The 12,470-nt window shown below is 58.2% G+C and carries 11 protein-coding genes; 8 read left to right on the plus strand and 3 right to left on the minus strand.

Translation table 11 applies throughout. The features are described 5' to 3' along the window. Positions 1–201 precede the first annotated feature (201 nt). The 8 genes from G6M89_RS14140 to G6M89_RS14175 all read left to right on the plus strand — a co-directional run bounded on the left by G6M89_RS14140 (position 202) and on the right by G6M89_RS14175 (position 8,970). Positions 202–357: a hypothetical protein gene (locus G6M89_RS14140; protein ID WP_165162465.1), complete on the plus strand. Its 156-nt coding sequence runs from the start codon at positions 202–204 to the stop codon at positions 355–357. Beyond that, complete coding sequence (gene cheB / locus G6M89_RS14145; RefSeq protein ID WP_165162466.1) at positions 357–1,421, plus strand: chemotaxis-specific protein-glutamate methyltransferase CheB; 1,065 nt, start codon at positions 357–359, stop codon at positions 1,419–1,421. The genes G6M89_RS14140 and cheB overlap by 1 nt, the downstream gene beginning before the upstream one ends. Beyond that, positions 1,409–3,412 carry a chemotaxis protein CheA gene (gene cheA, locus G6M89_RS14150; protein ID WP_165162467.1) on the plus strand — a complete coding sequence of 668 codons (2,004 nt, stop codon included), beginning with the start codon at positions 1,409–1,411 and terminating at the stop codon, positions 3,410–3,412. Before cheB ends, cheA begins: the two co-directional genes overlap by 13 nt. Positions 3,413–3,585: 173 nt before the next feature. Continuing rightward, positions 3,586–3,912: a hypothetical protein gene (locus G6M89_RS14155; RefSeq protein ID WP_165162468.1), complete on the plus strand. Its 327-nt coding sequence runs from the start codon at positions 3,586–3,588 to the stop codon at positions 3,910–3,912. 167 nt (positions 3,913–4,079) lie between these two features. Continuing rightward, positions 4,080–4,436 carry a chemotaxis protein CheY gene (gene cheY, locus G6M89_RS14160; RefSeq protein WP_165162469.1) on the plus strand — a complete coding sequence of 119 codons (357 nt, stop codon included), beginning with the start codon at positions 4,080–4,082 and terminating at the stop codon, positions 4,434–4,436. A 6-nt stretch (positions 4,437–4,442) separates the two neighbouring features. Continuing rightward, a complete protein-coding gene (locus G6M89_RS14165) occupies positions 4,443–5,657 on the plus strand; it encodes a chemotaxis protein CheC (RefSeq protein WP_165162470.1) in 1,215 nt (404 codons plus the stop codon). A gap of 439 nt (positions 5,658–6,096) precedes the next feature. After that, complete coding sequence (locus G6M89_RS14170; RefSeq protein ID WP_165162471.1) at positions 6,097–6,870, plus strand: SDR family oxidoreductase; 774 nt, start codon at positions 6,097–6,099, stop codon at positions 6,868–6,870. Positions 6,871–7,317: 447 nt separating this feature from the next. Then, a complete protein-coding gene (locus G6M89_RS14175; RefSeq protein ID WP_165162472.1) occupies positions 7,318–8,970 on the plus strand; it encodes a BCCT family transporter in 1,653 nt (550 codons plus the stop codon). Positions 8,971–9,014: 44 nt separating this feature from the next. Here the strand turns inward: G6M89_RS14175 and G6M89_RS14180 are convergent, their stop codons facing one another. The 3 genes from G6M89_RS14180 to G6M89_RS14190 all read right to left on the minus strand — a co-directional run bounded on the left by G6M89_RS14180 (position 9,015) and on the right by G6M89_RS14190 (position 12,467). After that, positions 9,015–9,941, minus strand: a complete 927-nt coding sequence (locus tag G6M89_RS14180) for a CheF family chemotaxis protein (protein WP_165162473.1) — start codon at positions 9,939–9,941, stop codon at positions 9,015–9,017. A gap of 78 nt (positions 9,942–10,019) precedes the next feature. Then, positions 10,020–11,693: a type II/IV secretion system ATPase subunit gene (locus tag G6M89_RS14185; protein ID WP_165162474.1), complete on the minus strand. Its 1,674-nt coding sequence runs from the start codon at positions 11,691–11,693 to the stop codon at positions 10,020–10,022. Between the two features lie 15 nt (positions 11,694–11,708). Next, entirely contained in the window at positions 11,709–12,467 is a 759-nt protein-coding gene (locus tag G6M89_RS14190; RefSeq protein WP_165162475.1) for an ATPase domain-containing protein, read from the minus strand. Positions 12,468–12,470: the final 3 nt, after the last annotated feature.

The raw sequence follows: 12,470 nt of genomic DNA on the forward strand, positions 1-12,470 counted from the left end.
TCGTCGGCCGAATTCTTTATGCGGCGAACATCACAACCCAGTTCCATGGCAGTGAGTATATCGACCGTCGACGACATGACCACGCGCAGTCGCCACACCCAGCAACTGGGTGCGTTCGACCGCCGTCGGTCTCTCTGGAGCCGATCCGGTCCGTCGACGACGTCGACACAACTGCCAGATCGACATCGACCGAGAACCAGTATGATACGTCTCGTCGTCACCACCACCTCACGACCGCATCGACCGATCCCCACACTCAAGCCCACCGCTAACGCTGTCGGTGGCTGCGAGACGGGAAGCGCACACCCGGCGGCCGCCCTCGCGGCGACCGACCGCCACTGTGCAGGCACGCACTGATGGTCCGAGCCGTCATCGCTGACGACTCTGCGGTCATGCGCGAAACGCTCGGAAAGATTCTCGAGGCCGGCGGCTTAGACGTCGTCGGTCGGGCGAAAAACGGCACTGAAGCGGTCGAGCTCATTACCGATCTCGAGCCCGATGTTGCAACGATCGACATCCAGATGCCGGGGCTGACTGGCCATGAGGTGATTGAACAGGTGATGGCCACAAAGCCGACGCCGATGCTGGTTATCAGTTCACAGACAACGAAAAACGCGGATGCGACCTTCGACGCGCTCGAGGCGGGCGCAGTCGACTTTATCGCGAAACCATCTGGGGACAACTCGGTTGATATCTGGTCGAAACAGGACGAGATCGTCGATCAGGTGCGGGCAGTCGCACAGGCAGCAGTCGGGCAGGTAGAGACAAACTCGCGACCGACACGCGAGACACAGCGCCCCGAGTCGACGGCGATCGACGTTTCGGCGGAGTTCCCGAACGATCCGACGCTGATCATCGGTGCATCGACTGGCGGCCCGCGGGTCGTCGAACAGGTGCTCTCCGAGCTTCCCGAGCGAGCAGGGTTACGAATTCTGGTAGTTCAACACATGGCTGATCATTATACGGAACGGTTTGCGAATCGACTGAACGAACGAACGACCTACGAGATCAAAGAAGCCCGCGAGACCGAGACGGTCGGTCCGGGCGAGGCGCTCTTGGCGAAAGGCGGCACACATATGGCCGTCTCCGGCTGGTCTCGAGGCGAACTGACCGTGGTCCACGACGACGGCCCGCAGCGACACAACGTCAAGCCAGCAATCGACGTGACGATGGAGACAGCCGCTGACACCGTCCGTGGCAATCTCGCGGGCGTCATCATGACCGGCATGGGCGCAGATGGTGCCGACGGACTGGCAGCGATCAAAGACGCTGGTGGCAAAGCTATCGTCCAAGACGAGGCTACCTCTCGCGTCTACGGCATGCCCAAAGTCGCCGCTGAGCGCGTCGACGTGGATATGACGCTGCCGAAGGACCGACTCGCCGAGGGCGTTGTCAACGCCTTCCGGGGGTGGTCCGCATGAGCGACGCCATGAGCACGTTCGTTCAGGAAAGTCAAGAGGATATCCGCAAACTCAACAACGCCCTGCTCGACCTCGAGGACGACCCCTCGAGTTCGGATGCCATCGAGACGGTGTTCCGAGTCGCACACAACCTGAAAGGCAATTTCGGCGTGATGGGCTATACGAAAGCGAGCAATCAGGCCCACGCAATCGAGGACTTACTCGATTGTATCCGCGATGGCGAACTCGCCGTCACCGGCGAGCGGATGGACCTTATCTTCCGCGGCGTCGACAACCTCGAGGCGATGGTCAACGAGATTTCGGCCACTGGCGAGACAGAAACCGAGCCGGAGGAGTCCATCGCAGAGATTCGCGAGTCGATTGAGGCGGGCGACGACGGCGACGCCGTGGCCGCTGGCGACACTGCTGATGACGACGCAGACGCCGCAGTCGACGGCCACGAGGTGCCACTCGAGGCGCTCGCCGAGGACGTCGATCTCGAGGACGACGCACAACTGTACCGCGCGGTCATCGACATCGACAACGAGGACGCGCCACACGTCGACGCGATGTTCGTCCTCGATGCGACCAACGATGAGTACGACCTCGTCCGAACGGTCCCCGGCGACGACATTCTCGAGTCCGACGAGTTCGGTGGCGTCTTCGATGCGTATCTGTTGACCGACTCGGTCGTCACCGCCGACGACATCGCGGGCTTCTACGAGGAGAGTCGCTACGTCGCCGACGTCAATGTCGAGTCCGTCACGGACGACGTCCTCGCCGGGCCGGCCGATGAGAGCGACGACGCAGACGAACAAGAGGCGGACGACGACAGTTCCGGTAGCAGTTCCGGCGCCTCACAGGGCACCCAGGAAGTCGAGTCCATCCGCGTCGACGTCGATCAGGTCGACCAACTTTACAACCAAGTCGAAGAGATGGTCACCAGCCGGATCAAGCTCCGTAAGATCATCGAGGAACACAACCTCGTCGAAGCTGAAGACGAACTCGAGGAACACGGCAAGATCACCTCGAGTCTCCAGGATACCGTCCTCGAGATTCGACTGGTGCCACTGAAGAAAATCGTCGGTAACTTCCCGCGAGTCGTCCGGGACATCTCCCGCGATCAGGGCAAGGAAATCGACTTCCAGATGGATGGCGTTGATATCGAGATGGATCGCTCGATCCTGAACGAACTGGGTGATCCGCTGATGCACCTCATTCGAAATGCGGTCGATCACGGAATCGAGTCACCCGACGAGCGCGAGGCAAATGGCAAGTCACGCGAGGGGACGATCAAACTCATCGGTGAGCGCGAACGCGACCGCGTCTCGATCACCGTCGAAGACGACGGCAAGGGTCTCGAGGTCGAAGAGATTCGAGAGAAGGCAGTCGAGCAAGGTGTCAAGACCGAGGAGGAAGCCGCCGTACTCGATGACTCGGAAGTGTACGATCTCATTTTCCACCCTGGCTTCTCAACGACCGAGGAGGTCACCGAGGTCAGCGGCCGTGGCGTCGGCATGGACGTCGTGAATCAGGTCGTCCGCGGTGTCGATGGCTCGATCAACGTCGAAAGCGAACCCGGCAACGGAACGAGCATTACGCTGATGCTACCCGTCAGCGTCGCCATTGTTCGCGTCCTGTTCGTTACGGTTGGTGACGAGAACTACGGCGTCCCGATCAAAAACATCGACGAAATCTCGGAGTTCGCAGACGTCTCGGTCGAATCTGTCGAGGGACGGCCGACGATCACGCACGACGGCAACGTCTTCCCACTACTCTCGCTCGGTGAGCACCTCGATGTACCCGAAACTGACCCCGGCGAGGACGACATGGTCATCCGGATCAAGGACACGGTTCGGCAGGTCTGTCTGCGCTGTTCTGACGTCGTCGGCCAAGAAGAGGTCGTCATCAAGCCGTTCGAGGGTATCCTGAGCGGTGCCCCAGGCATCAGCGGTGCGTCGGTACTTGGTGAAGGTGAAGTCGTGATGATCCTCGACGTCGAAACGCTCTAAGCAACTCTCTTTTCGTGGAACTGAGAGCGAAACGCCGACTCAGCAACTGAGTTGAGGGCAACGGCTATTTGACCCGTTCACGCAGGGTAGCAGTGTATGTTGGACGGAGAGCAGCGCAGTCACCGCAGGAACAGGAGTGAGCGACGAGTACGCTGGGCTCTCGGAGGGTGCTAATGGCCGACGTGCCGGAACAACTTGCGCCGTCAGATATCGATATCGAAGCCCGAGAGCCACGTCACCGCCTCGACGACCCAGTTCTCCTGGCGTGGGCTGTCTCCGAAACCGAGGTCATCGAGTGGGCCATTGACCTCTCGAGTGACGGAATCGCCCACGTCGTCTGTCGCGATAGCTACGACAAGGCGGCACCCGAAACCGTTACGAGCGAAGTAATCCCGACTACGGAACCGATTCCACAGGAACTGGCGCTGGCACTGACGAACTACGCGGGCCAGTTCGGGCCGATCGAGACGATTGTCAATCCTATAACCTCGAGCGAGTGAGTCCAAAGACGCCGCTCGAATCGGTCGCACAAATGACCGTTCGTCGCCCCCTCGAGTCAGGTTTGGACACAGGTACCGACGGCGAGTAATTTCGAGGAGGACAGACACAGAATAAAAATAGTCAATCGGGCAACATTGTTAAGTTATCTGGGTGTATTGGACCGTTCATGGACGTACTGATTACGGATGATTCTGGGTTCATGCGGGATCTCCTCCGCGAAATCCTCGAAGAGGATCATACGATCGTCGGCGAAGCCGAGAACGGTGTCGAAGCAGTTGAACTGTATCAAGAAGAGACACCGGATATCGTCTTTATGGATATTGTGATGCCGATCAAAGACGGCATCGAAGCGACCGACGAGATCACGGATCTGGACCCCAACGCGAAAGTCGTCATGTGTACCAGTGTCGAACAGGCCGAGCAGATGAAAGAATCGATCAAAGCTGGTGCTGAGGGATACATCACGAAGCCGTTCCAGAAGGAAAGCGTGCTCGAGGAACTCAACAGCATCGTCGCCGGGTAATCCGCCATGGAAATCGATATTCGGGAACTCGAGACCTACCAGGAACTCGCACACGACGGCGCACAGGCGGCTGCGGACTCACTCTCACAGCTAACGGGGATCAGCACGAACGTACAGGTGACGAACGTCTCATTGATGTCGTCATCCGATCTGCAGTATGAATTTATTGGCGACGAGTTTGCCGGCGTCAACATCGATCTCTCGGGCGAAATTGAAGGCGAGGTTGTCCTTGCGTTTGACGAACAGGGTCGGCGCGCAATTACTGACGAACTTGTCCCCGCAGACGACCCCGAAAAGAAACGCAGCAGCATCGAAGAAGTCGGCAACATCATGTCGAGTGGCTTCGTCGATGGCTGGGCGAACTACCTCAACGCGAAGATCAAGAACTCGCCACCGACGTACATCGAAGGCACCGGGACGGACGTCCTTCCGACATCGGCGACCGAAGACGACACGCATCTGTTCGTCTTCCGCAGTCGCGTCGAAGCTGCCCAGGGCGATGTCAACGAACCCGTCGACTTCCGTATCCTGCTCGTCCCCGAGTCGGATTCACTCGGCCAGACACTCGAGCCCCGAACCGACGACGGCGTCTCCTTCGAGAAACTCGAGGTCTTTACGGATATGACCAAAGAGGGCGCAGAGAAGGCCGCGACAAACATTTCCTCGATGACCGGCATCGAGACGAACGTCAACGTGAGCCGGATGACGCTCGTCCCGATTGAGGACATTCCACGCGAGGTCGGCAACAAACGCTACGTCGGCAACGTCATGGAGTTCGAGGGGAAACTCGGTGGCCACCTCGTCATCCTGTTCGACCAGCCCTCGGGCCGTGCCGTCGTCGACGCGCTGGTGCCGATGGAAACCGACGGTGAGTGGGGTAGCACGGAACAGGGCGCGCTCAAGGAACTCGGCAACATCATGACGAGTGGTTTCATCGACGGCTGGGCGAACGTTCTCGATGCCGAGATCAAGCACAAACCACCCAAGTTCGTCGCCGACACCGGCGAGTCGATCCTGAACCCGATCACCGCGAAAATCGCTGAAACCGACGACCACGCGTTCATGCTTGACTCGAGCATCCAGACAACCAGCGATCAGGTGTTTACCTGCCAGATGCTCGCGCTCCCGCGACGAGACGAACTCGAGGACGCACTCAAAGACCTGCTGGTCGAGAACTCACAGAATACGCGTATCGATCCGAAAGAGTTGTTCGACCGCTAAGCGCGGGTCGCTTCTATTCGCAGTTGGTGTGCACCCGGTTTTTGTTTCAACGTCATTTGAGAGTTCGTGCTCAGTCGCGATCAATCAGCGACGAAAGCGTCAAACTGCAGCAGTTATCTGTCATTTGAGGGACTGTCATCTTGGTTTTGAGAATGCCACTTGATGGCCCAATTACGGAGAAAAAAGAGCACTAGTGCGGCCAAGACGAAGAATATCATCGCGAAGAGTTCTATCATCACTTGTGTATAACCTGTGACGTATGATAACGTTCAGGGGGTCTTCTATAGTAGCCACTGCAAGTCAGTGCACACCTGATCGACAGACGGGTCGGCGATCAGTGTGTAACTAGTTGCAGTTGTTACCATAGTCACATGGGGCTTCCTACGGCACCACTTGCTGGGTAGGGGTTTATGCTTTCTCCAGACATAGATCATGTGCAATGTCCCCATTACTCATGGACGACGTAGCAGTTGTTACAGGAGGTTCAAGTGGAAACGGGCGCGCGATTGCCCGTCGGTTCGCTGCAGAGGGGGCCGACATCGTCGTTGCGGATATTCAAGAGTCCCCTCGAGAGGGTGGAAAACCAACCCACGAACTGATCGAGGACGAAACAGACGCACAGGCGGTATTCGTGGAGTGTGATGTGACGAAAATCGATGATCTCGAAGCAGCGGTTGACGCTGCTGAGGAGTTCGGTGGTGTCACTGTCATGGTGAACAACGCAGGAATTTTCCACGGCGAGGAGTTCCTTGACGTCGATGAGGATGCGTTTGACCGAATGATGGATATCAACGTCAAAGGTGTCTTTTTCGGCGCACAAGCGGCAGCAAAGCGAATGGTCGAGGCCGATGGTGGCCAAATAATTAACCTCTCATCGGTCGCCGGTCTCGAGGGATCAGGTGAGTTCGTCACCTACTGCGGGACGAAAGGGGCAGTCCGACTATTCACGTATGCGATGGCAGGGAAGCTAGGTCCTGACGGGATCCGGGTGAACGCGATTCATCCAGGGCTGATCGAGACAGCGATGACAACCGACGACTATCCAATCATGGGCACAGATGCCGAAGCGGACTTCATGGAGGGCATCCCGTCACAGCGGGCAGGCCAACCTGAAGATGTAGCGGACGCTGCGCTGTATCTTGCAAGCAGTCTCTCAGATTACGTGACCGGAGAATCACTCATCGTTGACGGCGGAATGACGAACACCCAATAGCCGCCGATAGCTACTGGAGAGACCACCCACCTATTTATGTCAAAAACAACGCAAAATGCCGAAGCTACGAGACGAACGGCTAGCGGTTGTTCGCTCGAGTCTCCTCTAACGCCTCGAGTGTCCCGCCGGCGTTGATGTTTCCGATGCGCTGGCTGACGATGGGCCGTCCCGTGACCGTCAGGACGGCACCAGTTGGAACGTGTTACAGAACCCCAATCCAGCACCGCGGAAACGAGATTGTAGAGCAATATATACTGCTGAACCGGCGACGGTGAACACTATTCTCTCGTGCAAGCCCAGTTCATTTGTCTGTACTTGGTATACCGTCACGGGTATGACTCGAGGTTTTGTCCCTCGTTTGGTCACGGTCGGTGGTGGGTGCCCAGAGATAGCGATAGTCAGCTGTAATCGACTACGGTCGACGATTGGTCTCGAGTGCACGGACCGATGACTGACACGGATCACCAGGACGGCGACGAGGGGTTTCTCGAGGAACTTGACACGATTGTCTTCGGCGTCGGCTTCGCGATTGCCGTCGCTGCCGTGATCGCGTTCGTCGTCGCCCCAGGGAGAGCAACGGGGTATATGGACGTCGCGAACGACGTCATCTGGACCGGCTTCGGCTGGTGGTATCTGATCGTGATGTTCTTTCTCGTCGTGTTCGTGATCTTCCTGATCTTCGGTCCCTGGGGGAACATCAAACTCGGCGAGGAAGACGAAGAGCCGGAGTTTGCCTTTCTCTCCTACTTCGCGATGTTATATTCGGCAGGCATCGCCGCCGGAATCGTCTTCTGGGGTCCGGCAGAGGCGGTGTCACACTACGACGACGTCTCGCCCTTTGTCGGGGCGGAAGCGCAGTCTTCTGAGGCCGCCGTCGGCGCAATTCAGTACACGTTCTTCCACTGGGGCGTCTCCGCGTGGACAGCGTACGTCGTCGTCGCCTTGCCGATTGCCTACTGTGCGTATCGCTACGACGCGCCAATGCGAATTTCGACGGTCCTCGCGCCATGGGTCGGCATCGACAATCTCGAGACGCCCATTGCGAAAGCCGTCGACATCCTGGCAGTGTTCGCGACAATCGGCGGCGTCGCGACAACCCTCGGCCTGGTCGGCAGCCAGTTTCTGGTCGGCCTCGAGTGGACCATGGGTGTCTCGGTCGGCGATCTGGGGACGATCCTTATTATCACCGGGATGACCGTCGCGTTCACGGCGTCGGTTGCGCTCGGCGTCCAGAAGGGGATCCGCCGGATATCGTACGTCAACCTCTCACTGTTCGGACTGCTGACGGTCGTCACCTTCCTGCTCGGGCCGACGAACTTTATTACAGCAATCGGAACTGAAGCGCTTGGCACCTACATCAGCCAGTTCATCCCGATGAGTTTCTACACTGGAACCGCTGAGACGGGGTCCGGTGGCGTCTCCGCGTGGGTCGGCGATTGGACGATCTTCTACTGGGCGTGGTGGTTCTCGTGGACGCCGTTCGTCGGACTGTTTATCGCGCGGATTTCACGCGGGCGAACCGTCCGTCAGGTCGCTGCGACGGGCGTCCTTGCGTCGACTGGAATTACGATCCCGTGGTTCGCGACGATGGGTGGAACGGCAATCTACCTGCAGGACGACGGCCAGGCCGATGTGCTCTCTGCAATCCAAGCGTACGACGAAGCGGGTGCGGGCTACCCGCTCTTTGAGGCGCTCCCGCTCGGTGGACTGTTGACGGCGCTGTTTCTCCTGCTCGTGCTCCTCTTTCTGATTACGTCTGCGGATTCCTCGACGCTCGCCCTCGGCATGCTTACGACGGGCGGGGCACAGCGGCCCTCGACAATCAACCGGGTCATCTGGGGCTTTCTCATCGGGGCGCTCGCTTCGTTGCTCATCGTTACGGGCGGTGTCGAAGCCCTGCAAGCAGCGGCGATCATCACCGGCGGTCCGTTCTCCATCATCACGCTGATCGCCGTCGCCTCGATGGCGCTTGCGTTCGGAACCCAACGGTCGCTGTTCCTACGAGAGGAAGACGAAGTCGACGTGCCGAGTTCGAGCGCCGTCGCCTCGAGTGAGTCCGATCCTGACTCCAATTCTGATCCGAAAACCGAAAACGACTGAGTAGAGAAGGCGGTTGCATACCGAAACTGCGAGACGAGTTGTTGCTACCGATTGTTCGCTCGAGTCTCCTCTAAGGCCTCGAGTGTGCCGCCAGCGTTGACATCTTCAATGCGCTGGCTGACAATAATCCGGCCGGTGGCTGTCAGCGAAATTCCCGAGCCGTTCTCGACGATCAGGCCTTTGTTCTTGACGGAGTTCAAGACGTTCGTTACGTAGGCCGGGTCGCCATCGAGCATGTTCGTAAAGTCGATGTCGCCACCGGTTGCGTGGACGCCGACGAGGACGCGCTTTTCGGGATTCGAGAGTTCGATATCTTCGGTTTCCTCGCGCAGTGCGTCGTACTCGAGGCGGAGGAATCTGGCGAGGAGGTTGACGTACTGGCTCTTTGCGGGGGCGATCAGTGAGGTGGTGGTCTTGCCCGTGTCGGGGTCGGCGTGTTTGACGACGAGCGTGACGCGGTCGTCGCTGGTGCCGATTTTGTTCGTCCGGTCGATCTGCATGACGGTTTCGACATCGAACCCGAACGTACCGCCTTTCGAGCGCACCTCGATTCGGTGGTCGTCGAGGCGGATCTTCCCTGGAACGACCGGTGAATCTTTGACGCGCCCACCGACGCGAGCAGGATGTTTCACCGCAGCTTTCTGTCCGTTGAGCAGGCAGCGAAACAGGATCGTGACAAACGTGTCGACGGTCTCGCCGCGGCTTTCGATAACGGCGCTCTGCGTTCCCTCGTCGGTTTTGTACCCAATCGTCAGTGTATCATCGAAGAACTGCTTGACGTGGGGTGGAACGGTACCAACATTGATGTCTATAACCCGCGACAACGGGACGGTCTCTTTGGCATCCTCTGCAACGAGGACGACGCGTTTTTTCGTCGCGATAACCCGGCCAGTAAGTGGCGTTGCATCGCCGTCACTCCCGCGAGGAAAGAAAAAGCGGCCGGTGAAATCAGCGACGATATCCTCTGTCATATGTGTGGTACTCGAGTGAATTATCTTAGCAGTTAGGTATCCATTCGCGAGACAACTGCTGAATTATTGCGCCCGACATTAGTCCGGTCGGGTGATGTGGAACGGCAAGCCTTCGACGCCGTCGCGCTGGAAGCCCTCGATTGCTGCGTTGACCTCGTGGTACTCGAGGATGTTCTCCTGAATCATGCGCTCCATGATGTCGGCGCGGAACTGGAGGTCGTCGTAGATATCTCGAGTTTCAGCGTAGCCAAGCAGGGTTGCGATCTGGTCCTCTAAGACGTAGGAGTTGTTCATCCCCTGGAAGACGATTTCGTCCTCGACGGGGTCCCAGTAGAACACCTGCCGGGTGACGACGCCGTCCATCTGTTCGGAGTAGCCTTCGATCTCTTGAACCGACGTAACGCGACGCAGGACGTCGTCACCCTGCTTGACCCGGTTCTGGAACAGCGCCACGTCGGCGTTGTCCATGAACGTCTCGGGGACGTTAATCGGGTCCCCAGTAAAGCGCTGGATCATGGAGACGATATCGCTCGCGTGGAACGTCAGCATGACGGGGTGGCCGGTCTGGGCCGCCTGGAACGCCATCCGACCCTCCTCACCACGAACCTCACCCACGACAATGTACTCGGGGCGAGACCGCAGCGCCGCCTCGACCAGTTTGAACATGTCCACGTCGACGCTGTCTTCGCTCTGGCTCTCACGGGTCAGAAGCTGCTGCCAGGTGTCGTGGGGCGGCAGCACCTCGGCGGTGTCCTCTGCCGTGTAAATCTTCGAATCCCGCGGAATAAACGACATGATCGAGTTCAGCGTCGTCGTCTTCCCCGATGCCGTCTCCCCGACAACGAACACCGTCTGCTCGTTCTCGAGGCAGAGCCAGAGATACGCCGCGAGTTCGGGCGAAAGCGTCCCCCAGTTGGTAATCTGGGCGACCGACAGGGGCACCTCAGTCCCCTGACGGATCGTCAGCGAGGGTCCTTTGACACTTACGTCCTCGCTGTAGATGACGTTCAGACGAGACCCATCGGGCAGCGTCGAGTCGATAATCGGCTCGGCGTCGGTCATCGGATTCCCGATTCGTTCACCCATATTCGAGAGCCAGCGGTCGAACTGCTCGCGTGTCCCGAAATCAATCGAGGTCTCGACCATGCCGTACACACCGTGATCGACGTAGCACTCGCTTGGGCCGATCACGTGAATGTCCTCGTTCTCCGGGTCACGCATTACTGGCTCGAGCGGACCGAGACCGACGATATCCCGATTCAGCCGGTAGCGAATGTTCTCGTAGGTCTCCTGTGGAACCTCTTCGATACCGGGATGGTACCGAACTTTCAGCTCCTCGAGCAAATTATTCGTCTCTTCGCCTTTGATGTGGGTCGATTCGCGAAGCAGTTCCTCGATCCGGTCGTCGTACTCGGCTTCTTTTTCGGGGGCCTTTTTCGAGGCGCTGCGACGAAGCAGCGAGTCTTTGACGTTCTCGAAGACGGACTGTTCTTCCTCCGAGAGCGTCGGTTCGACCGCGAAGTACTGCATTTTTGTCCCGACGTCGCCGTAGACGTGACTGAAGATCGGCCCGCCAACCGGATACAGAATATTCGGGTGAGCGACTTCGTGTTCCGAAGACGGTTCGTCGACTAACTGTGGAAACTCGCCGGTAATCTGTCTAAATTTCTTTAGATGCTCCCGAAGATGTGGGCGACGGGCGGCGATCTCTTGCAACTCGTCGGACGGCTTCGGCGTTCCCATTTCGGTCATACGCGACCAGCCTCGTTAGGCGACACTGCGGTTCTCGATGACGATTCCCGTTCCCGAGCGAACCGAATACCCGACTCGGTCGCCAACCTGTTCACCCATGCCCGCAAACCGCTTGATGAACAACTGTCGGCGAATGTCGTTTCCAACCTCGATCATCTCGAGTTCGATAAACACGTCAGCAATCGACCGGAACGGGCCAATTGCTTCCTCGCCGACGGTCGATGGGTCGACCGTCAGCACGACAACTTTCCCCTGTGAAATGATGTTCCGAAGGAACGAAATGATCTCGAGGGCGGCCTGACGTTCCTCGTTCTGGCGGACCAGCGCCTCGAACTTCGGATCATTTCGCAGGATGGCATCGAACGTGTCGATAATGACGATATCTGCGGACCAGAGCGTCTCCTCTTCCATGAGATCCGTCAGCAGATCCTGCCGATTGTCTTCCTCACTCGAGGAGGATAACACGCTGCCGCTGTCTAAGTCGCCATGGAGAAAGAGCATGTTCTCGAACAGCAGATGCTCCTCGACGTTGTAGTTTAGCGAGTCCATCTGGTTGATAAAGCCCTTGACCTCGAGTTCGGTCGAGAGGAAGGTGACGGATTTGCCGGTCTCACACAGGCCGTAGGCAACGCGCTGTGAAATCGCGCTCTTGCCAGCCCCGTAGTCGCCTTCCATCAGGACGATACTGCCCGTTGGTATGCCGCCACCGAGTTCTTTGTTCAGCCGGTCGCGGTCGTCCAGTCCGATAGAGAAGATGTTGTTTGCTTTACTCATAGT

This window comes from Natronolimnobius sp. AArcel1 (assembly GCF_011043775.1).
GTDB lineage: Archaea > Halobacteriota > Halobacteria > Halobacteriales > Natrialbaceae > Natronolimnobius.